Origin of the sequence: Streptococcus infantis ATCC 700779, from assembly GCF_000187465.1 — a bacterium.
Taxonomy (GTDB): Bacteria; Bacillota; Bacilli; order Lactobacillales; family Streptococcaceae; genus Streptococcus; species Streptococcus infantis.
The window spans coordinates 1222319-1248296 of sequence record NZ_GL732439.1 but is presented as its reverse complement, the minus strand read 5'-3'; the positions used below and the strand labels follow the sequence as shown (position 1 = coordinate 1248296).

The 25978-nt window shown below is 41.0% G+C and carries 22 protein-coding genes and 1 pseudogene; 22 read left to right on the top strand and 1 reads right to left on the bottom strand.

The annotated features are described in order from the left end of the window. Positions 1 to 10: 10 nt before the first annotated feature. The 3 genes from ftsE to HMPREF9423_RS08540 all read left to right on the top strand — a co-directional run bounded on the left by ftsE (position 11) and on the right by HMPREF9423_RS08540 (position 2956). A complete protein-coding gene (gene ftsE / locus HMPREF9423_RS08550) occupies positions 11 to 703 on the top strand; it encodes a cell division ATP-binding protein FtsE (protein ID WP_004251332.1) in 693 nt (230 codons plus the stop codon). Continuing rightward, entirely contained in the window at positions 696 to 1622 is a 927-nt protein-coding gene (ftsX, locus tag HMPREF9423_RS08545) for a permease-like cell division protein FtsX (protein ID WP_004251331.1), read from the top strand. The genes ftsE and ftsX overlap by 8 nt, the downstream gene beginning before the upstream one ends. Positions 1623 to 1801: 179 nt before the next feature. Beyond that, positions 1802 to 2956, top strand: a complete 1155-nt coding sequence (locus HMPREF9423_RS08540) for an MFS transporter (protein WP_025170200.1) — start codon at positions 1802 to 1804, stop codon at positions 2954 to 2956. A 41-nt stretch (positions 2957 to 2997) separates the two neighbouring features. Here the strand turns inward: HMPREF9423_RS08540 and HMPREF9423_RS08535 are convergent, their stop codons facing one another. After that, the gene (locus HMPREF9423_RS08535) at positions 2998 to 3618 is read right to left on the bottom strand and encodes a TVP38/TMEM64 family protein (protein ID WP_006148916.1); all 621 of its coding nucleotides are present in this window, start codon (positions 3616 to 3618) and stop codon (positions 2998 to 3000) included. A gap of 155 nt (positions 3619 to 3773) precedes the next feature. Between HMPREF9423_RS08535 and HMPREF9423_RS08530 the strand changes: the two genes are divergently transcribed. The 19 genes and pseudogenes from HMPREF9423_RS08530 to HMPREF9423_RS08440 all read left to right on the top strand — a co-directional run bounded on the left by HMPREF9423_RS08530 (position 3774) and on the right by HMPREF9423_RS08440 (position 25925). Continuing rightward, positions 3774 to 6764 carry a type I restriction endonuclease subunit R gene (locus tag HMPREF9423_RS08530; RefSeq protein ID WP_006148915.1) on the top strand — a complete coding sequence of 997 codons (2991 nt, stop codon included), beginning with the start codon at positions 3774 to 3776 and terminating at the stop codon, positions 6762 to 6764. Positions 6765 to 6884: 120 nt separating this feature from the next. Beyond that, positions 6885 to 7283, top strand: a complete 399-nt coding sequence (locus HMPREF9423_RS08525; protein WP_006148914.1) for a hypothetical protein — start codon at positions 6885 to 6887, stop codon at positions 7281 to 7283. A 47-nt stretch (positions 7284 to 7330) separates the two neighbouring features. Beyond that, positions 7331 to 8329: a type II TA system antitoxin MqsA family protein gene (locus tag HMPREF9423_RS08520; RefSeq protein ID WP_006148913.1), complete on the top strand. Its 999-nt coding sequence runs from the start codon at positions 7331 to 7333 to the stop codon at positions 8327 to 8329. Positions 8330 to 8364: 35 nt separating this feature from the next. Next, a complete protein-coding gene (locus tag HMPREF9423_RS08515) occupies positions 8365 to 9156 on the top strand; it encodes a DUF4393 domain-containing protein (protein WP_006148912.1) in 792 nt (263 codons plus the stop codon). Further along, the gene (locus tag HMPREF9423_RS08510) at positions 9153 to 10397 is read left to right on the top strand and encodes a restriction endonuclease subunit S (RefSeq protein WP_006148911.1); all 1245 of its coding nucleotides are present in this window, start codon (positions 9153 to 9155) and stop codon (positions 10395 to 10397) included. The genes HMPREF9423_RS08515 and HMPREF9423_RS08510 overlap by 4 nt, the downstream gene beginning before the upstream one ends. 16 nt (positions 10398 to 10413) lie before the next feature. Beyond that, a pseudogene (locus HMPREF9423_RS08505) lies at positions 10414 to 11289 on the top strand (HAD family hydrolase); the annotation flags it as partial. A 115-nt stretch (positions 11290 to 11404) separates the two neighbouring features. Continuing rightward, entirely contained in the window at positions 11405 to 12160 is a 756-nt protein-coding gene (locus HMPREF9423_RS08500; RefSeq protein WP_006148909.1) for a hypothetical protein, read from the top strand. A 43-nt stretch (positions 12161 to 12203) separates the two neighbouring features. Beyond that, entirely contained in the window at positions 12204 to 13805 is a 1602-nt protein-coding gene (locus HMPREF9423_RS08495; RefSeq protein WP_006148908.1) for a type I restriction-modification system subunit M, read from the top strand. Positions 13806 to 13886: 81 nt separating this feature from the next. Beyond that, positions 13887 to 14291, top strand: coding sequence for a YbgA family protein (locus HMPREF9423_RS08490; RefSeq protein ID WP_006148907.1), 405 nt, complete (start codon positions 13887 to 13889; stop codon positions 14289 to 14291). Continuing rightward, a complete protein-coding gene (locus tag HMPREF9423_RS08485; protein WP_006148906.1) occupies positions 14275 to 14637 on the top strand; it encodes a TIGR02328 family protein in 363 nt (120 codons plus the stop codon). Before HMPREF9423_RS08490 ends, HMPREF9423_RS08485 begins: the two co-directional genes overlap by 17 nt. A gap of 243 nt (positions 14638 to 14880) precedes the next feature. After that, entirely contained in the window at positions 14881 to 17130 is a 2250-nt protein-coding gene (gene metE, locus HMPREF9423_RS08480) for a 5-methyltetrahydropteroyltriglutamate--homocysteine S-methyltransferase (RefSeq protein ID WP_006155898.1), read from the top strand. Positions 17131 to 17192: 62 nt separating this feature from the next. Next, on the top strand, positions 17193 to 18059 hold the full coding sequence (metF, locus tag HMPREF9423_RS08475) for a methylenetetrahydrofolate reductase [NAD(P)H] (protein ID WP_006148904.1): 867 nt from the start codon (positions 17193 to 17195) through the stop codon (positions 18057 to 18059). Positions 18060 to 18393: 334 nt separating this feature from the next. Next, on the top strand, positions 18394 to 20616 hold the full coding sequence (gene pnp / locus HMPREF9423_RS08470; RefSeq protein ID WP_006155897.1) for a polyribonucleotide nucleotidyltransferase: 2223 nt from the start codon (positions 18394 to 18396) through the stop codon (positions 20614 to 20616). 14 nt (positions 20617 to 20630) lie between these two features. After that, entirely contained in the window at positions 20631 to 21248 is a 618-nt protein-coding gene (gene cysE / locus HMPREF9423_RS08465; RefSeq protein WP_004251281.1) for a serine O-acetyltransferase, read from the top strand. 34 nt (positions 21249 to 21282) lie between these two features. Continuing rightward, complete coding sequence (locus HMPREF9423_RS08460; protein WP_006148902.1) at positions 21283 to 22044, top strand: nucleoside phosphorylase; 762 nt, start codon at positions 21283 to 21285, stop codon at positions 22042 to 22044. 43 nt (positions 22045 to 22087) lie between these two features. Next, entirely contained in the window at positions 22088 to 23431 is a 1344-nt protein-coding gene (gene cysS, locus HMPREF9423_RS08455) for a cysteine--tRNA ligase (RefSeq protein WP_006148901.1), read from the top strand. After that, positions 23424 to 23810, top strand: coding sequence for a Mini-ribonuclease 3 (locus tag HMPREF9423_RS08450; RefSeq protein WP_006148900.1), 387 nt, complete (start codon positions 23424 to 23426; stop codon positions 23808 to 23810). The genes cysS and HMPREF9423_RS08450 overlap by 8 nt, the downstream gene beginning before the upstream one ends. 2 nt (positions 23811 to 23812) lie before the next feature. Next, positions 23813 to 24682 (top strand): helix-turn-helix domain-containing protein, encoded by an 870-nt coding sequence (locus tag HMPREF9423_RS08445; protein WP_006148899.1) that lies wholly within the window; start codon positions 23813 to 23815, stop codon positions 24680 to 24682. Between the two features lie 112 nt (positions 24683 to 24794). After that, on the top strand, positions 24795 to 25925 hold the full coding sequence (locus tag HMPREF9423_RS08440; protein ID WP_004251267.1) for an ABC transporter ATP-binding protein: 1131 nt from the start codon (positions 24795 to 24797) through the stop codon (positions 25923 to 25925). Positions 25926 to 25978 lie beyond the last annotated feature (53 nt).

Here is a 25978-nt window from a genome sequence, read left to right as displayed (position 1 = left end):
AGGAAGTCACATGTCAATCATTGAAATGAGAGATGTTGTCAAAAAATACGACAACGGGACAACAGCCCTACGTGGCATCACTGTAAATATCGATGCAGGAGAATTTGCCTACATCGTAGGACCTTCAGGTGCTGGTAAATCAACTTTTATCCGTGCCTTGTATCGTGAGGTCAAAATCGACAAAGGAAGCTTGCAAGTTGCAGGTTATAACCTCGTTAAAATTAAAAAGAAAGACATTCCGTTCTTGCGTAGAAACGTTGGAGTAGTCTTTCAGGATTACAAACTTTTGCCAAAGAAAACCGTTTATGAGAACATTGCTTACGCCATGGAGGTTGTTGGTGAAAGTCGTCGTAACATCAAAAAACGTGTTATGGAAGTCTTGGACCTTGTCGGTTTGAAGCACAAGGTTCGTTCATTCCCAAATGAACTTTCAGGTGGTGAGCAACAACGTATCGCCATTGCGCGTGCTATCGTAAACAATCCTAAGGTTTTGATTGCCGACGAACCAACAGGAAACTTGGACCCAGATAACTCATGGGAAATCATGAACCTCTTGGAACGTATCAATCTTCAAGGGACAACTGTTTTGATGGCGACCCACAACAGCCAAATCGTAAATACCTTGCGCCACCGCGTTATTGCCATCGAGAATGGTCGCGTGGTACGTGATGAAGCGAAAGGAGAGTACGGATACGATGATTAGTAGATTTTTCCGCCATCTGTTCGAAGCTTTAAAAAGCTTAAAGCGTAATGGATGGATGACCATTGCTGCTGTCAGTTCAGTAATGATTACCTTGACCTTGGTTGCTATCTTTGCTTCAGTTATCTTCAATACTGCGAAATTAGCAACTGATATTGAGAACAACGTCCGCGTCATGGTTTATGTTCGTAAAGACGTTGAAGACAACAGTGAAACCATTGTAAAAGAAGGCCAAACAGTCACGAACAATGACTACCACAAGGTCTATAACGCCCTTAAAGCTCTGCCAGCTGTTAAAAATGTAACCTTCTCAAGTAAAGAAGAGCAGTACCAAAAGCTGACTGAAACTATGGGTGATGAGTGGAAGGTGTTTGAAGGAGATGCAAACCCTCTTCATGATGCCTACATCGTAGATACCAATTCACCAAGTGATGTAAAACCTGTAGCTGAAGAAGCTAAAAAGATTGAAGGTGTCTCTGAAGTTCAAGACGGTGGTGCCAATACCGAACGTCTCTTCAAGTTGGCTTCCTTCATCCGTGTATGGGGATTGGTCATCGCAGGACTCTTGATCTTCATCGCAGTCTTCTTGATTTCAAATACCATCCGTATTACTATCATTTCACGTAGCCGTGAAATCCAAATCATGCGTTTGGTTGGTGCCAAGAACGGTTATATCCGTGGCCCATTCTTGCTAGAAGGTGCCTTTATCGGATTGTTGGGAGCAGCTCTTCCATCAGCATTGGTTTACTTTATCTATAACCGAGTGTTCCAATCTGTCAACCCATCCTTGGTTGGTCAAAACCTATCTTTGATTACACCGAATACCTTTATTCCATTGATGATCGGTCTCTTGTTCCTCATCGGAATCTGTATCGGTTCACTAGGTTCAGGAATCTCAATGCGTCGATTCTTGAAAATCTAAGTCACATAACTGGATAAAACACATAAAAAAGTGGGATGTCATCAAGACTTCACAGCTCTTGATGCCCCGCTTTTTCTGTTGGTCTTGGTGCTCAGTCGCTTGCCAATTTTGGGTAAAGAGTGTATGATAGGAAAGGACCTTTTTACTAATATGAAAAATGAACAATGAATGAGGAAAAGATGAAACAATTTTTGGAAAAAGTGAGCATACTATCCCTATCGTTAGTATTGATCACATCGTTTTCTATTTCGAGCGCCCTGCCAGCCATGTTTGACTATTATCAGGGCTATTCGACTGGTCAGGTCGAACTCTTGGTCAGCCTCCCATCCTTTGGGATTATGGCCATGCTTTTATTGAACGGAGTTTTAGAGCGTATTTTTCCTGAACGCCTCCAGTTGACCTTGGGACTTTTGATCTTGTCAATCAGTGGAACAGCACCTTTCTGGTATCAGGGCTATTACTTTGTCTTTGCGACACGCTTGCTATTTGGACTTGGAGTTGGGATGCTCAATGCCAAGGCTATCTCGATCATCAGTGAACGTTACCACGGCAAAACCCGTATCCAAATGCTTGGTTTTCGTGGGTCAGCTGAGGTAGTAGGAGCTTCTATCTTGACTTTGGCAGTCGGTCAACTCTTAGCATTTGGCTGGACCGCAACCTTCTTAGTTTATGCAGCAGGTTTAGTGGTTCTCGCACTCTTCCTTCTCTTTGTTCCTTATGGAAAAGCAGAAGTTCATGAGTCCAAGCATCAGACAGAAGAAGCAGTAAGATTGACTGCTTCTATGAAACAGCTTATTTTCTTCCTTGCTATTGTAGCTGCAGTGATTGTATGTACCAATACGGCTATCACCTTCCGTATCCCTAGTCTCATGATTGAGGCTGGGTTTGGAGATGCTCAGTTGTCGAGTCTTGTACTTAGTGCCATGCAGTTAATCGGTATTCTAGCTGGAATCAGCTTTTCTTTCCTAATTTCAGCCTTCAAGGAAAGACTTCTATTGGTCGCTGGTGTCACTTTTGGTATCGGGCAAATCATCATTGCTCTTTCCCCATCACTCTGGGTGGTGGTTGCAGGTTCTATCCTGGGAGGATTTGCCTACAGTATCGCTCTGACGACAGTCTTTCAGTTGATATCTGAGCGAATTCCTGCAAAACTCCTCAACAAAGCAACTTCCTATGCTGTTTTGGGATGTTCTTTTGGAGCATCATTAACACCCTTCGTTCTTTCAGGGATTAGCTTGGTAACTACAGATGGTCGAATGACCTTTATCATTCTAGGAGCATGGATGATTGCTACATCAGTGCTTGTTTCCCTTTTATTGAAAAAAGAAGCCTAACAAAGAAAAACTCAAGGATGAATCCTTGAGTTTTTTGTGTATTAGCCAAACATCTGCCAAAAGTAATCGATGATATAAGTCAAGCCATAAGTGTAAACAACCAGGGTAAAGGGTTTGGTCAGGATGATAATGGTCATATACCGCTTGAAGCTCATCTTGGTCAAAGCAGCCAACATGCAGAGAAAATCAGCTGGACTAACTGGCCAAATCATCATAAAGATAAAGAATCGGTCAAAGCGATTGCCTTCATCTAACCACCCGATATACTTGTCATAGGTACGCTTGCTGACCATGGACTGGACAAAGGGTGCTCCGTAGAGACGCACCAAGTAAAAGATAATAGCACAACCAATGACAATACCGATATAGTTGTAGATGGTCCCGATGATGTGACCATAGATAAAGACACCTGCAACGGAGGTAAGAGCACCTGGAATGATAGGAACAACCGTCTGCAAAATCTGTAAAAAGATAAAGAGCGGTGGCCCCCAGATACCCGCCTGTTGGATAAAGGCAGAGAGGGTTTCCTTGGAGTGCAAGATACCAGCCTGATAGGCCCAGATGCAGAATATTACAGTAGCAACTCCACCGACGATGGAGGAAATATGAATGGCTTGCTGTAGAAGGGGAGAAACAGCTTTCATTTCTTTCTCGTGTGACATGTAAACTCCTCTTGTGTAGTATGATTCTACTATACCATATTTTAGGGAGAAAGACTACATGGTTTTTGGGAAGGAAGTAGGATCTAGAAGGCGTTTTCTGTCTGGAATATGATATAATAATAGGAAGAATGCGGTTTCCAAAAGGAGAAATATAGATGCAGGTAAAACCAGAACTGGAAATAGAAAAACAACTGATAAACCAGCTGGTAACTGGTGAAAGCCAATGGACTTATAGAGAAGACCTAAAAACAGAAGAACAACTATGGGACAATTTCTTCGAGAAACTAGCCCAAAACAACGTTGCTCTGCTAGCAGACCATCCCTTGACTGATCAGGAAAAACGCCAGATTCAGAACCAACTCAACTTTGTCAGCTACTATGATGCTGCCAAGTGGTTGGTCGGAGAAAATGGCATTGCCAAAGTCGAGGTTCAAAGAGAAGATGCGAGCCTAGGCACCATCCGTTTGTCAGTCATTTGGCGTGACAATATTGCAGCAGGAAAGTCTAGCTACGAAGTTGTCAATCAAGTCCAACGGGAAAAAGTAAATCCTCTGGACCAAGACCGTAGACTGGATGTTACTCTTCTCATCAATGGCTTGCCTATGATTCAAATCGAGCTCAAGAGCACCCAAGCAGCATTTATCGATGCTTTTCATCAGATTAAAAAATATGACCGTGAAGGGAAATTCCGTGGTATCTACTCTAGCTTGCAGATGTTTGTCGTGACGAACAAAGTAGATACTCGCTATATCGCTGCAGCTCGTGAAAATAAACTTAACAAGCAATTTCTAACCAAGTGGGTGGATAAGGATAATCATCCTGTGACAAACCTGACTAGCTTTGCCCACGAAGTCCTTTCGATCCCTCGTGCCCATCAGATGGTCATGCAGTATTCTGTCATTGATGATAGCAAGAAATCTCTCATCCTCTTGCGCCCCTACCAGATCCATGCTATCGAAGCGGTGCAGGAGGCTTCTCGCCAGCAAGCATCAGGCTATGTTTGGCATACAACTGGTTCAGGAAAGACCCTGACTTCTTATAAGGTGGCAAGGAACCTCCTTCAAATTCCATCGATCCAAAAGACTATTTTTGTCGTTGACCGCAGGGACTTGGACCAACAGACCACATCATCCTTCCTCTCTTATGCGACCAATGATGTCATTGATATCGATGAGACGGACAATACCCTTGATTTGGTCAAGCGACTAGGAAGTAATGATAAACGTGTCGTGGTGACTACCATCCAGAAAATCACCACCATGATGCGCAAGTTTGACCAAGGTCTTTACCAACGAGATGCGGACAAAATCAAGGGACTCCGAGTGGCCTTTGTTGTAGATGAATGCCACCGTGCCGTTACTCCACAAACACAAAAAGACATTAAAGCCTTTTTCCCTCAGTCCCTCTGGTATGGTTTTACAGGTACCCCCATCTTTAAGGAAAATAAACGCCAGCAAGTCGGCGACCTAGCTCAAACCACCCAGCAACAGTATGGAGACCGTCTCCATGAGTATACAGTCAAGGAAGCCATCCACGACGGAGCTGTCTTAGGCTTTAAGGTGGATTATCGCAATACCCTCATCACAGACCAGGCTGAAAACGGCATACCAGATACGGTCTACGAGAATGAGGAGCACATGCTGGAAGTCTTGGATGCTATTATCAATAAATCCCGCCAACAACTAGGCTTCCAAAAAGGAGTCGGCAATACCTACAATGCCATCCTGACAGTCAAGTCTATCCCTCAAGCCCAAGCCTACTATGACCTTCTAAAAAGAGTCAAGGCTGGTCAGACACGAGTCAAGGTATCAGAGAGAGTCAAGATGGTTCTTCCAGACTTTCCAAAGGCGACCATTACCTACTCTGTCACTGAAAATGAAGAAGACTCAAGAGCCAACCAAGACCACATGAAACAGGTCTTAGAGGACTATAACCAAGAGTTTGATACTCACTTTACTATGGCGGATCTTCGTGGCTTTAATACTGATGTCAATAACCGCCTTGCCCGTAAACAAGACAAGTATCTCTATCGCAATGAGCAGTTGGACATGGTTATCGTGGTCAATCGTCTCTTAACAGGATTTGATGCACCTTGTCTATCGACCCTCTTTATCGACAGAAAGCCCATGCAACCGCAGGATTTGATTCAGGCCTTTAGTCGTACCAACCGTATCTTTGATTCTAGTAAGACCTATGGGCATATCATCACTTTCCAAAAGCCTATAGCCTTTAAAGAAGCAGTGGATAATGCCCTCAAACTCTACTCAAATGGTGGAGAAAATGATGTCCTAGCACCTAGCTGGGAAGAAGAAAAGAGAAACTTTCTGCGAAGTTGTAGTGATTTCCGAAATCTAATCACCGATGACCCCGAAGAAGGACTCCAAATCGAGCAAATCTCTACACCTGAATTGAGAAAACTAGCCAAGGCTTATCAATCCTTTGATAAATACTTGGCTTCTATCCGAGTTTATAAAGAGTATGACGAGGAAGAAATCTATGCAGAGACTGGACTAACTGCAGAAGAATTGGAGAACTATCTAGGCTTCTATCAAAATATCCTTGCCGAACTTAAAAGTCGTTCAGAAGATGGTGATGAGGATGGGGAGCCACTGGATATCCACTACGAACTGGAGTCTATCCAAGTCGATGAGATCAACTATGCCTATATACTGACCCTGATCCAAAGCCTGATTGAGCAAGAGCAAAGTCAGGAAAAGAGTCTCAGCGCACAGGACAGAGAAGCGGTGGATACCTATATCCAAAGTCTGGAGAAGACCAATCCAAACCTTGCCCAGATCATCTCAGAACTTTGGCAAGAAGTACAGGCAAATCCTGACCGCTACAGAGGTCAATCCATCGCCAATATCTTGGACCAGATGATTGAGGCAGTCATCCAGCAGCATATCCAAGACTTTAGTAAGAACTGGTATGTCGGTGAAGATGAACTCCGCTACTATGTCAATCACTACCGCAAGGGAGCAAAAAAACAACTAGGAGAAAGTCAACTGACCAAGAGCCAGCGCTACAAGGACTATAAAGTTGAGGTGACAGATGCCCTCAACCCACTCCTCTATAAAAAACAAATCAAAGAAGCCTATACCCAACTGATTGAAGAAGTGATTGAGCCACTCAGGGTTGGGAGATAAAAAGCACTATTTTTAAAAAAATAGTGCTTTTTTTGACTTTTTTTAAAAAAAATGTTACTATTAATGTGTAATTAAGGAGGGAACTAAATGGCAATTAAACAGAAAGGTTAATACTTTTTAATGTATAGTAAATTAGAAATCGAAGATTTATTAGAAGAAATTAAAAGCCTAATTCAGAGTAAAAGCTACATGATTTCAACTGGAGAAAATCGTGAAAAGAACGAAGAATTCATGAGTGAATTTAATTTGAAGGATGAAGAAATTTGTAAGTTATTAATGCAAATCGAGTATAGCGATTTTTGTGAGTGTTTACATCCGTATGATGTTTTACGGAATCATGAAGATTATTATCTGTTTGCGCCTGAATTTACTTTAACAGATTTATTTGGTGACGAGTTGCAAGTTATTGTTTACGTTAAAATAATAATTAAAAATGATAAGGCAAACCAACCTTTTTTAGTTGTTGTATCTTTTCATAGGCCGGATGAATCAAAAGCGTTGAATTATCAATTTAAATAAATTTTCCCTCTTTAAGAGAAGACCTCTCTCTTGAAAGGAGACTAATAATGAATAATAAAAAAATATTATGCGAAAATTGCTTAGAGTCTGTAAATTATAAAGTAGTGGATGAAGAATTAACACGGTCATTAAAAGGAAAAAAATATACTTTTTCAGGTAAGACTGCTTATTGTGTTAATTGTAATAAGCCTGTTTATGTTGAAGAAATTAACGAATATAATAAACAAGCTATCTATGAAGCTTTTAGGAGCGAGAATGGTATTATCTCCAATGAAGATATAATAAATATTACGAAAAAATATAGTATTGGAGCTAAACCATTAGCTCAACTTTTGGGATGGGGAGTTAATACTATTCAAAGATATTTAACTGGTGATATTCCAAAACCTGCTTATTCTGATAAATTGAAAGAAATATTAGAAAAACCCGATACTTTTAAAGAAATTTTGGTCACAAATAAAGATAATATTTCAGATGTAGCATTTAATAAGAGTGTAGAAAAGGTTGACGAAATTTTAAATAATGAAAATGATGATAAACTTACTCAAGTTATTCACTATTTATTATCAAAAAATAATGAGATTACACCGTTAGCTTTACAAAAACTTTTATATTATGTACAAGGATTTTATTTTGCTTTTAAGAAAGATTATATTTTTCTTAGTGACTGTGAGGCGTGGGTACATGGTCCTGTATATAGAGATGTTTATTTTAAATATAGCAGTTTTGGATATAATCCAATCCAATTGAATTTAAATAGTAATCCTGGAGATGGACTTACATTTTTTGAACGTAGTTTGATCGATAGTATATTGAAGAATTTTGCTATATTTAATGGAAAAGTATTAGAAGAATTTACTCATGAAGAAGAACCATGGTTGACTATGCGTGGTGATTCGAAAGCAGAAGAACCATCTAATGAGGTAATTCCAAAGGAACTAATTGGCTCTTACTTTGTAAAAGTTAAAGAAAAATATCAGATGCTGAGAGTTGACGAAATTTATATGTATAGTTTTGAAAAGTATAGAGCAATAAGTTCTTTGTAAATTTTATTAGTTAGATTTTATTGTAGAGGTATTTAATGTTTGAGGAAGAGGATCTTATTAAAATCGGTAAGGAAGTAATTCCGAATATTTATGATGACGGAGGGAAACCAGCTATAAGGGAGGTAGGTCAATTTATCGCGAGGCCTCTTAAACTGATTAATGCTCTTTTTCAGCCTTTAGATATGTGGTTACTGAATAAAGAATATAATATTGAAAAAACTAAATTACTTTTGGCAGAACGATTAAAGCATGTTAAGGAAGATGATTTGGTTAGCCCAGAGCCACATGTCGCTATACCTGCAATTATTGCGCTCTCGTATTCGATGGATAGTGAGGAACTTAGAGACTTGTATGCAAATTTATTATCAAAAGCAATGGTATTAGGAAAGAAAGACAAAGTTCATCCATCTTTTATTGAGATAATAAAACAGCTTAGTCCGATAGATGCGATTGTGTTTAAAGATATAATGGAGATGCCAATAAGACCTATTATTGATTTATATGTTTCTAATAGTGATGAAGTTTCTGAAGTTTCTACAATTGAAAATATTACATGGCTAAATAGAGATTATGATGTTGTTTTGGTTGCATTAGCAAATTTGGCAAGATTAGGCTTGATTGAAATTCCTGATGGTTATAACTATAATAATGATTCGAATTATGATTTAGTACGTTTATCCTCAACGTATGCTAAGACATACGAAAAGTTAAATTGTGAAATAAAAACATCCAATATGATCAACCATGAGGTCAAAGAAAGAAAGAAATATATAAAGTTAAATGCTCTGTCGGAAACTTTTTATAAAATATGTGTCTGTAAATTATGAAAAAAGAAAAAACTCCTAATATAAGATTTAAGAAATTCGAACATAATTGGTTTAAAGATTGTTTGAGTAAAGTCTCAAATTCTATTGAATATGGTTTAAATGCTTCTGCTAAGGATTTTGATGGTATTCATAAATATCTTAGAATCACAGATATAGATGATTCTTCTAGATTGTTTTTAACTGATAAACTTAGTTCTCCAGATGTCAATTTTACTGAAGAGGAATATGAAAATTATAAATTGCGGATTAATGATCTCCTATTCGCACGTACTGGTGCAAGTGTTGGGAAAACCTATCTTTACAGAGAATCAGATGGTGAAGTTTATTATGCTGGATTCTTAATCAGAGCAAGATTACATGATTCATATGATGGGAATTTTATTTTTCAACAGACGCTTACTGATAAGTATAAGCAGTTTATTGAGATCACCTCACAACGTTCAGGTCAACCAGGGGTTAATGGGAAAGAATATGGAGATTGGAAGATTGGCATGACATCCTATCCCGAACAATCCGCTATCGGTTCCCTCTTTCGCACCCTCGACGATCTTCTTGCTAGCTACAAGAACAATCTTGTCAATTACCAATCTCTCAAGGTGACCATGCTCTCCAAGATGTTTCCTAAAGTTAGACAGACAGTTCCTGAGATACGTTTGGATGGATTTGAAGATGAGTGGAAAAAGGCTAAATTAAAAGATGTCGCTCATCGTGTACAGGGTAATGATGGAAGAATGGATTTGCCAACTTTAACAATTTCTGCATCTGGCGGTTGGATGAATCAAATTGATAGATTTTCTGCTAATATTGCTGGAAAAGAACAAAAGAACTATACCCTGTTAAAAAAAGGGGAACTGTCATATAACCACGGTAATTCAAAATTAGCAAAATATGGAGTTGTTTTTGAGCTAAAGGAATATGAAGAAGCGCTTGTTCCAAAGGTTTATCATAGTTTTAGAGTTAATCAACTTGCAGATGCAAAATTTATTGAAATAATGTTTTCAACAAAAATCCCAGATCGAGAATTAGGAAAACTTGTTTCATCAGGGGCGAGAATGGATGGATTGTTAAATATTAGTTTTGATGATTTTATGAATATTGCTATTATTATCCCAACTTTTGCTGAACAACAAGCTATCGGTATATATTTCTCAAATCTAGATAACCTCATAGTTGCTCACCAAGATAAAATTTTTCAACTTGAAACACTCAAAAAGAAACTCTTACAAGATATGTTTATATAAAAAGGAGAATAGCCTTATGTCAAAAATAAAATCTAATCGTCTCACTAAAGATGATAAACCAGTTGTAGCTATTTGTTATGATTTCGATAAAACGCTGTCTCCTGATGATATGCAAGCCCAAGGTTTTATCCAGAAGCTAGGTTATGAAATTGGAGATTTTTGGAATAAGTCAAATGGTTTTGCTTATAAAAATGATATGGATCAAAATCTAGCCTATATGTATACTATGAAAACAGAATCTGCAGGAAAAGTTTTATTCACAAAAACAGAGTTAGCTAGATTTGGTTCAGAAGTAGCATTATTCGATGGGGTTGAAGGCTGGTTTGAACGAATCAGAAAGTATGGGGAAGAACGAGGTGTAACTGTTGAGCACTATATTATTTCATCGGGTTTGAAAGAAATGATAGAGGGGACTTCTATTGCTAAAAAGGGAGCCTTTAAGAAAATTTATGCGACTTCTTTTTATTGTGATGAAAATGGGGTTGCAGTCTGGCCAGCTCAAGTAGTGAATTACACCAATAAGACGCAATTTTTATTTCGAATCACCAAAGGTGTTTTAGATGTAAATGACTCCGCAGTCAATAAATTTTTTCCAGAGAGTAATTTACGAGTTCCTTTTAGAAATATGATTTATTTGGGTGATAGTGATACTGATATACCTTGTATGAAGCTAGTCAAAACAAGAGGTGGCTATTCTATCGGTGTATACAATCCAAAAACTAATGACAGAACTAAAGTTCACAAAATGATTCGTGATAGTCGTATTGATTATTTTGTACCAGCAGATTATTCAGAAGGAACAGAACTTGATAATTTAATCAAAACAATTATTGATAAAACAGTATTTAATGAAAAATTAGAAACTAAGAAAAATGCTGATAAGGTTGAAGCAGGCACAAGAAAACTGAGAGCAAAGAAAAAATGAATTGAATCATTTTCAAATTTGGATAAGTATGACCTAAACATTACGGAGTATTACGTATTTTATATAAATTAAGGGAGAACTCATGGTATCTGTAACACAGCGTATAAAAGACATTCAGCAACCTCGAGGTGGTTATCTGCCCATCAAGTTATTTTCAGTAGAGCAGTTCGAAGATCACAGAGTTCTGCATCCTGTAGAGTCTGTATCTCCTAGTTTGGTAGGGATTTGTGTGGACTACTTGACACGTCTTATGAAAGGGGCAGAAGCCAGTGATGCTTTCAGAATTTCTCTCATGGGAGCTCATAAGGTTGGCATGGGAGACCTAGCAGAAGCACTGCTCGATTTGGTGACAGGATTGGATGACTTATCGATAGAAAGTGCTTGTCGTTTGGCTTCTTTTGATGTGGTTTATCGTGCGGGGATTAAGTATTATAAACCTTTTGAGGAAATTATAGTGGATACAGAAACGATAGAGAATATTCGTATCATGGTGGAGCGAAGCCTTTGCTTCTTCGATCTCTATGGTCCTTTGGTAAAGGATGGCTTTCATTTTCTTGGAGGTTATACAGATACGATTGATAAGGGGGATGGAGATTTTCTTACCAAGGATACATTATGGGATTTCAAGGTGACTAAAACAGCCCCCAATAAAGACCATACACTACAAGTCCTTGTATACTATATCATGGGTCTACATTCCTATGACCCCGACTTCCTGTCTATCGAAAATCTTGGATTTTATAACCCTCGAAAAAATATCGTTTATCAACTCCCAGTCTCTGATATTCCTTTGGACTTGATTCAAACGATTGAAAATGAAGTGATTTGTTATAAATGATTACTTATTTAAAAATAAATTGCAAAACTTAGAAAGAAACATTATGGAAACAACACAAACTTCCCAGTCGCTCTACCAAGCGCTGTGGAACTCAGCGGATGTTCTCCGCTCTAAGATGGATGCTAATGACTACAAGTCCTATCTCTTGGGCATGGTCTTTTATAAGTATCTGTCAGACAAGATGCTCTTTTTCGTGGCTGAGACTATGGAAGAGGGGACAGATAGTCTTGAGGATGCTCTTGAGGTCTATCGCAATTACTACGAGGATGCAGATACTCATGAGGATCTGGTCTCTGTCATGAACGATGAGCTCAACTATATCATCAAACCAGACTTGACCTTTACGGCTCTGGTAGCACGTGTCAATGAGGGGACTTTCCAGCTGGAAGATCTGGCGCAAGGTTTTCGTGATATTGAGCAGAGTGACGACCTCTATGAAAATCTCTTTGAAGATATCGACCTCTACTCTAAAAAGTTAGGGGCAACTCCGCAAAAGCAAAACCAAACGGTAGCAGCAGTCATGAAGGAGTTGGCTGTGCTAGATGTGGCTGGTCATGCTGGCGATATGCTGGGGGATGCCTATGAGTATCTGATCGGTCAGTTTGCGACTGACTCGGGTAAGAAAGCCGGTGAGTTCTATACGCCTCAGCCTGTTGCCAAGCTCATGACTCAGATTGCCTTTTTGGGTCGTGAAGACCAGGAAGGTTTTACCATCTATGATGCGACTATGGGGTCGGGCTCTCTCTTGCTCAATGCCAAGAAATATTCTCATAAACCGCAGACAGTCGTCTACTTTGGTCAGGAGCTCAATACCTCGACCTATAACCTAGCTCGGATGAACATGATCCTACACGGCGTTCCTGTTGAAAATCAATTTCTCCACAATGCCGATACTTTAGATGAAGACTGGCCGACTCAAGAGCCGACTAACTTTGACGGTGTTCTCATGAATCCTCCATACTCTGCCAAGTGGTCAGCAAGCTCTGGATTCCTGAATGACCCTCGTTTCTCTCCTTTTGGGAAACTGGCGCCCCAGTCCAAGGCTGACTTTGCCTTCCTCTTGCATGGATATTACCACCTCAAGCAGGATAATGGGGTCATGGCTATCGTTCTTCCCCATGGTGTTCTCTTCCGTGGAAATGCGGAGGGAACCATTCGCAAGGCCTTGTTAGAAGAAGGAGCCATTGATACGGTTATCGGTCTACCAGCCAATATCTTCTTTAATACCAGCATTCCGACTACGGTTATCATTCTTAAAAAGAACCGTACCAATCGTGATGTTTACTTTATCGATGCTTCTAAGGAGTTTGATAAAGGCAAAAACCAAAATATCATGACGGATGCCCATATCGAGAAGATTCTGGAAGCCTACAAGTCACATGAGGAGATGGATAAGTTTGCCCACCTAGCAAGCTATGAAGAAATCGTTGAAAATGACTACAACCTCAATATCCCTCGCTATGTAGATACCTTTGAGGAAGAAGAAGTCGAGCCGCTGACAGACATCGTCAGCAAGATTAACCAGACAAATCAAGCAATCGAAAGCCAAACAGCTTCATTGCTTGAAATGCTCGGTCAACTCCACGGAACCACGCCAGAAGCCGATGCAGAACTTAAAGAGTTTTTGCAAGAGTTTAAAGGGTGATGGAGCTAATCAATCCGCTCATTTTATAGATATAACTTTGTTTCCGTATTTCCTGGGAACTAGTAGAAAGTTAGGAGAAATATGGAAAACAACAACCAACGTGCCCTTTGTCAGCAACTCTGGGCGGAAAATAAATACCTTGTTTTGAGCCATTCTAGCAATATTTACAAGGACATTCGCCAGTATCTCAAGCAAGAAGTAGTGGAGCTGAGTCAGGTTCAAGAGATGATTGACCGTGCCTGCCAGATTCCAGAACACAGGGGTCAAGTTTGCAACGCTTTTCAGCATATTTGGGGCTATTTTAAAAAGAAAGCGACTGATGCTGAACGCAAGGATTATATGCTCCTGCTGGATCGCTATCGCTTTGCTCAAGCTTCCAAGGAGGACTTGATTGCTAAGACGAGAGATTTGCTTGAACGATACCCAAATGCTTATCTGCAACATTCTACCTTGCTGAAAGGAGACTCCCATGAGACTTTGGCATGAGGCTTTGATTTCACGACTTCCCCGTCCTCAGCTCTTGGGACAACATCGAGAATGCTGTGCCCTTCGTGGCAATGGTTGGGGCAAAAAGCATGCGACGGTTGACTATGTCTTTACCCACTCGCCCTATCGTCTCTATGCCTATCATCGCTTGATCATGGAGGAGATGGCTGACCGTGGCTACAATGTCAGTCCAGAGTGGCTGGATAAGAACTACCGTGGCAAGACCTGCCCTCCTTATGAAAACTTACCAGAGGAAAAGCTGAAAAGTCCTATCTATAGTGAACATGACCATGCCTACTATGAGGAGTGTCTGGCTAATCTCCGTGACAAGGGGATCAACCTATAGTCTTTTCTAATAGCAAGCCATAGGTAGTTGTCAATTTACTGTCGTTTTATGAAGAGCATAGCAACCTTGAAAGGCTATCAATCTATATTTACCAAAGAATTTAGGGAATCTTCTCTAAATCTTTTTTTGTCTTTTAAATCGAGATATAGTTTCAAACTATATCAAAGCCTAATTTTTTACAATTATACAGACAGTTTCTTTTCTGTTAAGATAGTTTCAACAACAATTTTTGGAGGACAAAACATGTCAACTACAATTATCGGTTTCCCTCGTTTAGGTGAATTCCGCGAATTAAAATTTACAACTGAAAAATACTTTAGAAAAGAAATCTCAGAAGAAGAACTTTTGGCTGCTGCTAAAGAATTGCGTGCTAAACACTGGAACATCGTCAAAGAAAAAGGCATCACTGAAATCCCATCAAATGACTTTTCTCACTATGACAACTTCCTAGATGCTGCTTTCCTTTTCAACGTAGTTCCTGCATCTGTTCAAAACTTGGAATTGTCTGATCTTGAACGTTACTTTGCTTTGGGACGCGGTTACCAAGGAGAAAAAGGGGATGTTCGTGCCCTTCCGATGAAGAAATGGTTCAACACTAACTACCACTACATCGTTCCTAAATTTGAAAAAGACACTCAAGTAAAATTGGCTGGTCACAAGATCTTCGATGAGTTCCAAGAAGCTAAAGAACTTGGTCTTAACACTCGTCCTGTCCTTGTAGGTCCATTCACTTTCCTTCAATTGTCAGACTATGAAGAAGGCGTGAAAGCAGAAGACTTCGTAGATAGCTTAGTAGCTGCTTACCAAGATGTTTTTGCTAAATTGGCTGAACTTGGTGCAACTCGTATCCAACTCGATGAAGCTGCTCTTGTCAAAGACTTGACAGAAGAAGAAAAAGCTCTCTTCTTGAACATCTACAACAAGCTTTTGGCTGACAAGAAAGGTCTTGAAGTTTTGCTTCAAACATACTTCGGTGACGTTCGTGACGTTTACGCTGACCTTGTCAAATTGCCAGTAGATGCGATCGGTCTTGACTTCGTTGAAGGTAAGAAAACTCTTGAACTCGTTAAAGGTGGCTTCCCAGCTGACAAGACTCTCTATGCAGGTATTGTCAATGGTAAGAACATCTGGCGTAACAACTACGAAAAGAGCTTGGCTGTTCTTGAGCAAATCCCAGCTGAAAACATCGTTTTGACTAGCTCATGCTCACTTCTTCATGTGCCATTTACAACTGCTAACGAAGAATTTGAACCAGCTATCTTGAACCACTTTGCATTTGCAGTTGAAAAATTGGATGAAATCCGTGACTTGGATGCTATCCGCAACGGTCAAGGTGCAGAAGCTCTTGCAGCAAACAAAGAACTCTTTGCGACTGAACGTGTTGGTGAAAATGCTGAACTTCGTGCGCGTATCGCTGGATTGACAGACGCAGACTACACTCGTTTGCCAGCCTTCGCAGAACGTGAAGCTATCCAAGAAGAAGCTTTCAAACTTCCAGCTCTTCCAACAACTACCATCGGTTCATTCCCTCAAACTAAGGAAGTTCGTGCGAAACGTTTGGCCTTCCGTAAGGGTGAATTGTCACAAGAAGAATACGATGCCTTCCTTGCTGAAACCATCGACGAATGGATCAAATGGCAAGAAGAAGTTGGATTTGACGTGCTTGTACACGGTGAATTCGAGCGTAATGACATGGTTGAGTACTTCGGTCAAAACTTGTCTGGTTACCTCTTCTCTAAGAACGGTTGGGTACAATCATACGGTATGCGTGGGGTTAAACCACCAATCATCTGGGGTGATGTAACTCGTCTCAACCCAATCACTGTTAAATGGTCTAGCTACGCACAAAGCCGTACGGACAAACCTGTTAAAGGTATGTTGACTGGACCTGTTACAATTCTTAACTGGTCATTCCCACGTGAAGACATCTCTATCAAGGATTCTACTCTTCAAATTGCTCTTGCTATCAAGGATGAAGTTCTTGACCTTGAAGCTGCAGGCGTGAAAATCATCCAAATCGACGAGGCTGCTCTTCGTGAGAAATTGCCACTCCGTCGTAGCGACTGGTACGAAGATTACCTTGACTGGGCTATTCCAGCCTTCCGCTTGGTACACTCAACAGTAGCGCCAGACACACAAATTCACACTCACATGTGTTACTCAGAATTTACAGATATCATCCCAGCTATCGACAACATGGATGCAGACGTTATCTCATTTGAAGCGAGCCGTTCAAACCTTGAAATCTTGGACGAACTCAAAGCGAAAAACTTCCAAACAGAAGTTGGACCTGGGGTTTACGATATCCACTCACCTCGTGTGCCTAATGAAGGCGAAATCGACCACACAATCGAAGCTATCCTTGCGAAAGTACCAAGCAAGAAAGTTTGGATCAACCCTGACTGTGGTTTGAAAACACGTGGTATTCCAGAAACGAAAGAAAGCTTGATCCGCCTTGTAGAAGCTGCCAAAGCTGCGCGTGAGAAATTGTAAGAAAAGACAGTTCTCTCTACACGGTTGATCAGTAAGAAATCAACTAGAAAAGGTTCATACATATGTCACGTCAAACACCATCACTCTCATTTGAAGTTTTCCCTCCAAACCCAGCAGTAGGCAATGACAAAATTATTGCAGCCCTGAAAGACATGCAGGGCTTGGCACCACACTTCATCAGTGTGACTGCCAGCAATAATAAATTTAATATCAAAGAGACGACGGTTCGTTTGGCAGACTATATCCAAAATGACTTGGAGATTCCGACCATTGCTCACTTGCCAGCTATTTATCTAACTAAGGATAAGGTGGCTGAGACTATTGCAGATTTGGATAAAGTTGGTGTTCAGAAAATCTTGGCTCTTCGTGGAGATATCATTCCAGGTGTTGAACCACAGAAGGATTTCCGTTATGCGACAGACTTGATTGAGTTCATCAAGGAGCAGGCCCCACACTTTGATATCATTGGTGCTTGTTATCCTGAAGGACATCCAGATTCGCCAAATCAAATCTCAGATATTCAAAATCTCAAGAAAAAAGTGGATGCAGGATGCTCTAGTCTAGTAACGCAACTTTTCTTTGACAATGAGCGTTTCTACGATTTCCAAGACAAGTGTACCTTGGCAGGGATTGATGTTCCCATTCATGCAGGGATCATGCCAATCCTTAACCGTAACCAAGCTCTTCGTCTCTTGAAGACTTGTGAGAATATCCATCTCCCACGTAAGTTTAAGGCTATCTTGGACAAGTATGAGAATGACCCTGAGTCACTCAGAGCAGCAGGACTTGCCTATGCCGTAGACCAAATCGTGGACTTGGTAACGCAAGACGTTGCAGGTGTGCATCTCTACACTATGAACAATGCAGAAACTGCCCAATATATTCATCAAGCAACCCATGCCTTGTTTAACCATCAGCCTGTAAAATAAAACAAGCAGACCATTCTTTTCTGGTGAGAAGAATGGTTCTTTTTTGATAGAAAAGACCGCACTTTTTAAGAAAAATATGATAAAATAGACTCTGTACGTACTTGATACAAAGATGAGGGTATTTAAGTTATTAAGGTTGCAAAAACTCAACTCTAAATGTTCAAAATTTCATGAGTAATTGAACACGCCTACAACTCTGTGGAAAAAGATAAATCTACCTAGGAGCATTCGCTCCGTCGTTCGATTTCCTATTTTCCTTTGAGTTGCTTAACGGCTTAGTATCTTGATTTTTGTAGGCAAGGCGTATAATTTTATCAATCCAAAGGGGATTAAAATGACAAAACATGTGTTTCAAACGACTTTTGCGGGTCGTGAGTTGATCGTAGAGACTGGTCAGGTTGCTAAGCAAGCAAATGGCGCTGTTGTCGTTCGTTACGGTGAGTCAACTGTCTTGACTGCAGCCGTTATGTCTAAGAAAATGGCAACTGGGGATTTCTTCCCACTCCAAGTTAACTACGAAGAAAAAATGTACGCAGCTGGGAAGTTTCCTGGTGGCTTTATGAAGCGTGAAGGACGTCCTTCAACTGATGCGACTTTGACAGCGCGTTTGATTGACCGTCCAATCCGTCCCATGTTTGCGGAAGGTTTCCGTAATGAAGTACAAGTGATCAATACAGTTCTTTCTTACGATGAAAATGCATCTGCACCAATGGCAGCTATGTTTGGTTCATCATTGGCCTTGTCTATCTCAGATATTCCATTTGACGGACCAATCGCTGGGGTACAAGTAGGTTATGTCGATGGTGAAATCATCATCAACCCAACTCAAGAACAAGCAGAGAGCTCGCTTCTTGAATTGACAGTAGCTGGTACCAAACACGCTATCAACATGGTAGAGTCTGGGGCCAAAGAATTGTCAGAAGAAATCATGCTACAAGCTCTTCTTAAAGGACACGAAGCTGTCAAAGAATTGATTGCCTTCCAAGAAGAGATCGTTGCGGCGGTAGGTAAAGAAAAAGCAGTAGTTGAATTGCTTCATGTAGATGAGGAATTGCAAGCCGAAATCATTGCGGTCTACAATAGCGACCTTCAAAAAGCGGTCCAAGTAGAAGAAAAATTAGCTCGTGAAGCTGCAACTCAAGCAGTCAAAGACCAAGTAACTGCGGTTTACCAAGAAAAATATGCGAACCACGAAGAATTTGACCGTATCATGCGTGATGTGGCTGAAATTTTGGAACAAATGGAACACGCAGAAGTGCGCCGTTTGATTACAGAAGACAAGGTTCGTCCTGATGGTCGTAAGGTCGATGAAATCCGTCCTTTGGATGCGGTTGTTGACTTTGTTCCCCGTGTGCACGGTTCAGGTCTCTTTACTCGTGGACAAACTCAGGCTCTTTCTATCTTGACTTTGGCGCCAATGGGTGAAACGCAAATCATCGATGGTTTGGATCCAGAGTACAAGAAACGCTTTATGCACCACTATAACTTCCCACAATACTCTGTAGGGGAAACTGGACGTTACGGTGCACCAGGTCGTCGTGAAATTGGTCACGGTGCTCTTGGGGAGCGTGCTCTTGCTCAAGTATTGCCAAGCTTGGAAGAATTCCCATACGCTATCCGCCTAGTAGCAGAAGTCTTGGAATCAAACGGTTCTTCATCTCAAGCCTCTATCTGTGCCGGAACTCTTGCCCTTATGGCTGGTGGTGTGCCAATCAAGGCACCAGTAGCAGGTATTGCTATGGGTCTCATCTCAGATGGTAACAACTATACAGTATTGACAGATATCCAAGGTTTGGAAGACCACTTTGGAGATATGGACTTCAAGGTTGCAGGTACTCGCGACGGGATTACAGCCCTTCAGATGGATATCAAGATCCAAGGGATTACTGCAGAAATCTTGACGGAAGCTCTTGCTCAAGCCAAGAAAGCTCGTTTTGAAATCCTTGATGTGATTGAAGCTACTATTCCAGAAGTTCGTCCAGAATTGGCTCCAACAGCTCCGAAAATTGATACCATCAAGATTGATGTGGACAAGATCAAGATTGTCATCGGTAAGGGTGGAGAAACCATCGATAAGATCATCGCTGAAACAGGCGTTAAGATTGATATCGACGAAGAAGGTAACGTATCTATCTACTCTAGCGACCAAGATGCCATCAACCGTGCTAAAGAGATCATTGCTGGTTTGGTTCGTGAAGCTAAAGTGGACGAAGTCTACCATGCCAAAGTTGTTCGTATCGAGAAATTTGGTGCCTTTGTCAACCTCTTTGACAAGACAGATGCCCTCGTACACATCTCTGAAATGGCTTGGACTCGTACTAACAATGTAGAAGATTTAGTTCAAATTGGTGATTTTGTAGATGTGAAGGTTATTAAGATTGATGAAAAAGGTCGTGTAGATGCTTCTATGAAGGCACTCTTGCCACGTCCGCCAAAACCTGAACGTTCAGAAGAAAAAGGGGAAAAAGGTCATCGTCATGGCGATCGTCCTCGTCACCACCACAAGGACCACAAACCTAAGAAAGAAACTACAGAAACACCAAAAGACTCAGAATAAGAAAGGAGAAATGTATGGGATGGTGGCGTGAAACCATTGATATCGTAAAAGAAAATGATCCAGCGGCTCGCACTACCTTGGAAGTCTTGCTGACTTATCCGGGTGTCAAGGCCTTGGCTGCTCACCGTCTCTCTCATTTTCTCTGGAAACATGGCTTTAAGCTTTTAGCTCGTATGCACAGCCAGTTTTGGCGTTTTTGGACGCAGATAGAGATTCACCCTGGTGCTCAGATCGAATCGGGTGTCTTTATTGACCATGGGGCAGGACTTGTGATTGGGGAGACAGCTATCGTTGAAAAAGGTGTTCTTCTCTACCATGGGGTTACTCTTGGTGGGACAGGTAAGGATAGTGGTAAACGCCATCCGACTGTTCGCAAAGGAGCTCTTATCTCTGCTCATGCCCAAGTCATCGGCCCTGTAGAAATCGGTGAAAATGCCAAAGTCGGTGCCGCTGCTGTCGTTGTGGCAGATGTTCCTAGTGATGTGACGGTTGTCGGCATTCCTGCTAAGATTGTTCGAGTTCACGGGCAAAAGGATGAACCAACCATTCACGAAGTCGAAGAAAAACGTGAATACTACGTCAATAAACTTGAGCATGCTAGAGAAGCCAGTCACAGGTCGTCTGGTTTGTAATGAGAAGTGACTCTTTAATTAGGAGGTTAGGCCGATGCTATTAGAAGAATTTGAAAATGTACCTGCTGTTATCGAGCCAACTGATCGAAGCCTCCTTAGTGGTGGAGAAATCTGTGATACGATTATTTTATCTTTTAATGGAGAAATCGTTGAACGAGTAAAGCAGTTTGAAGATGTTTACGAAGGTGGCTATCTAACTAATCTAAATGGTAGATTTCCATGGTATATCTATGAAAAAGATGGGACTAAGGTAGCAGTTGCTATAGCTACGATTGGAGCCCCGATGGTTGTTGGACTCTTAGAAGAACTCAAAGCAAGAGGATTTAAGAACTTTATTGTTTTGGGTTCTTGCGGAGTTCTAGATAAGTCTATTCAGGCAGATAAGATTATCCTACCAAGTTCAGCTCTACGTGATGAAGGTACAAGTTACCATTACGCTCCTGCAAGTGATGAAATAGCTTATGATGAAACTCTACTCTTAACCATAGAAGAAGCTTTAAAAAAATCTGATATTGAGCACATTCGAACAAAGGCTTGGACCACAGATGCTTTCTATCGTGAAACAGCTGATAAGGTCAAACGTAGACTAGCAGCAGGTGCGACTGTTGTAGATATGGAAGCCTCAGCAATCATGGCTTGGGCACAATTTCGACAAGCAAAAGTTTATCAATTTTTTTATACAGCTGATTATGTTGACCATCATAATCATGAGTGGGATGCAAGATACGAAGAAAGAAAAGCAGATGCTATGACTTTCTTTGAGATAGCATTAGTAATTGCTAGAGAGTTGGATTGAAACGACTCTTTACGATAAACAAGACACAGAAAGGAGTCAGTGAGTGATTAAAATCTATGACACCATGTCTCGTGATTTGCGAGATTTTGTCCCAATCGAGGACGGCAAGGTTAAGATGTATGTCTGTGGGCCAACTGTATACAACTACATTCACGTAGGGAATGCCCGTTCGACAGTAGCCTTCGATACCATTCGTCGCTACTTTGAATACCGTGGCTATGAAGTTGCCTACATTTCTAACTTCACAGATGTGGATGATAAGATTATTAACCGTGCCAAGGAAGAAGGTATCACACCTCAGGAAGTAGCGAACAAGTATATCGCTGCCTTTCGTGAGGATGTGACAGCCTTGGGTGTGAAGCCTGCGACTCGTCATCCTCGTGTAGTCGAGTTTATGGCTGATATCATCCGCTTTGTCTCTGACCTGATTGAAAAAGGCTATGCCTACGAGAGTCAAGGGGATGTTTACTTCCGTGTGGAAAAATCCCACAACTATGCTAAATTGGCTAATAAAACCTTGGAAGACTTGGAACTAGGTGCTTCAGGTCGAACAGATGAAGAGACGGCTCGTAAGGAAAATCCTGTGGACTTTGCCCTATGGAAAGCAGCCAAACCAGGTGAGATTTCTTGGGACAGCCCTTGGGGTCCTGGTCGTCCAGGCTGGCATATCGAGTGTTCAGTCATGTCAACGGAGATTTTGGGTGATACTATCGATATTCACGGTGGTGGAGCTGACCTTGAGTTTCCACACCACACCAACGAAATTGCCCAGTCAGAAGCCAAGACAGGTAAGACCTTTGCTAACTACTGGATGCACAATGGATTTGTCAATATCGACAATGTCAAGATGTCCAAGTCATTGGGTAACTTTATTACGGTACACGATGCCCTCGAAACGATCGACGGTCAAGTATTGCGTTTCTTCTTTGCGACTCAGCATTACCGCAAACCTATCAACTTTACGGAAAAGGCTGTGCGTGATGCGGAGACTAATCTCAAGTATTTGAAAAATACCTATGAGCAACCATTTACTGGAACTGTAGATTCGGGGGAGTTACAGGCTTTTAAAGATAAGTTTGTAGCTGCTATGGATGAGGATTTCAATACGGCTAATGGAATCACAGTTGTCTTTGAAATGGCCAAGTGGATCAATTCAGGCAACTATGATGCAACGGTTAAGGAAGCTCTTACGGCTATGTTAGAGGTCTTTGGTATTGTTTTTGTCGAGGAAGTTTTGGATGAAGAAATCGAAGTTTTGATTCAAAAACGTCAAGAAGCGCGTGCCAATCGTGATTTTGCGACAGCTGACCAAATTCGTGACCAATTAGCTGCTCAAGGGATTAAGCTACTGGATACCAAGGATGGAGTGAGGTGGACACGTGATTGATGTCAATCTCATTAACGGGATTGCTCTAGCTTTTGAAGGAGATGCGGTGTATTCTATGTATATTCGCCGTCACCTCATCCTAAAAGGCATGACCAAGCCCAATAAACTCCACCAAGAGGCAACCAAGTATGTATCGGCCAGGGCTCAGGCTCGCTTGATTTCCCTCATGTTGGAAGAAGAAGTCCTAACGGAAAAAGAGGAAGAAATCTACAAACGGGGTCGCAATACCAATAGTCACACTAAGGCTAAGAATGCGGATGTGGTGACCTATCGCATGTCTACGGGATTTGAAGCGGTCATGGGCTACCTTCATATGACCGAAAATGTGGAGCGCCTAGAAACCTTGATTTCTTGGTGTATCCAAAAAGTGGAGGGCTAGGTATGATTGCAAAAGAATTACTAGATTGGTTTCCACAAGCTCAAATCGTAGACCAGCCAGTCGATAAGGAAGGTTGGTTGACGCTTCCTTTGTCTTCTCAACAGTGGGTTTTACTAGAGGAAGCTGGACTTAGTGAACGTGAAAAACAGTTGGTGGCTCTCTTAACCCAGCAGGAACAAACCATCTCTCTCAATCCATGGTATAGCTATTTGATTGAGGGCAAGGGACAAGCCCCGCAGAGCTTTAAAAAGCTACAGATTGTTTATTGTCACCTTTCTTACTACCAACAGGAAAACTTAATTTCTTGGTTGGATATGATGAAAACCCTCTTTCCTAATTGCGAGACAGTGCTTCAGGTTGGCGCTCAGGATTACCTTTTTGTTCTCCAGCAGGACAAGTATACCTCGATTCGCTCAATCTTGATGGATACCTTGGAAGCCGTAGAATACGACTTTGGGGTGCGTTTGTCCATCATGCTTGGTCAGGTCTGGTCGCAAACAGGAAATCAGAGTTTGACAGATCTCATCAAAGCAGAACGTGACTTGTTTAAAAACTGGTGGCGTCAAGGTCATCAAGGATTCCATACTTTTTCTCAACTTTACCTTTGGAGTATGGGTGAAAAAATGGTGGAATTGGGTCTTATCAAAGAATATCTCCACCAGATGATTTTGGATCAGGATCAAATTCAGGAAATCATCCTCTCCTTATGGGAAAATAGTGCAGTCCTAACTAAAACAGCACAACAGCTCTATCTACACCGCAATTCTCTCCAATACAAGATTGATAAATGGGAAGAATTGACAGGGCTTCAGTTGAAAGAATTGACTGATTTGACCTTGTGTTATCAATTGATTTTACCAGATATTATTTAAAGTTTTGTGCAAGTTGCACAGAACTTTTTTATTTTTTTGGTCACCTTGCCATAGAAATGTAAAGCGTTTTCATTTATAATAAAACTATCAAAAATTAAAGGAGTTCTCCACAATGGTAGAATTAAATCTTAAAAATATTTACAAAAAATATCCAAATAGCGAACACTACTCAGTTGAAGACTTCAACTTGGATATCAAAGACAAAGAATTTATCGTTTTCGTAGGACCTTCAGGATGTGGTAAATCAACTACTCTCCGTATGATTGCAGGTCTTGAAGACATCACAGAAGGTACTGCATCTATCGACGGCGTGGTTGTCAATGACGTAGCTCCAAAAGACCGTGACATCGCCATGGTATTCCAAAACTACGCTCTTTACCCACACATGACTGTATACGATAACATGGCTTTCGGTTTGAAATTGCGTAAATACAGCAAAGAAGACATCGACAAACGTGTACAAGAAGCAGCTGAAATTCTTGGTTTGAAAGAATTCTTGGATCGTAAACCAGCTGACCTTTCAGGTGGTCAACGTCAACGTGTTGCCATGGGTCGTGCGATCGTCCGTGACGCTAAGGTATTCTTGATGGACGAACCTTTGTCAAACTTGGATGCAAAACTTCGTGTATCTATGCGTGCTGAAATCGCTAAAATCCACCGTCGTATCGGAGCTACAACTATCTACGTAACTCACGACCAAACAGAAGCGATGACACTTGCAGACCGTATCGTTATCATGTCAGCTACTAAAAACCCTGCTGGTACTGGTACTATCGGACGTGTTGAACAAATCGGTACTCCTCAAGAAGTTTACAAAAACCCAGTTAACAAATTTGTAGCAGGATTCATCGGAAGCCCAGCTATGAACTTCATCAACGTAAAATTGATCGGTGACCACATCGTTGGTGATGCCTTTAACTTGAAAGTTCCAGAAGGTGCTTTGAAAGTTCTTCGCGATAAAGGTTACGAAGGTAAAGAATTGATCTTCGGTATCCGTCCAGAAGACGTGAACGCAGAACCTGCTTTCCTTGAAACATTCCCAGAATCAGTTGTGAAAGCAACTATCTCTGTATCAGAATTGCTTGGTTCAGAATCTCACCTATACTGCCAAGTTGGTAAAGATGAATTCGTTGCTAAGGTTGACGCACGTGACTACTTGCAAGCTGGTGCAACTGTGGAACTTGGATTTGACTTGAATAAAGCTCACTTCTTCGATGTAGAAACTGAAAAGACAGTTTACTAAGATAGATTTGAATTAAAATAACACTACTAGAGTTTTTCTAGTAGTGTTTTTTT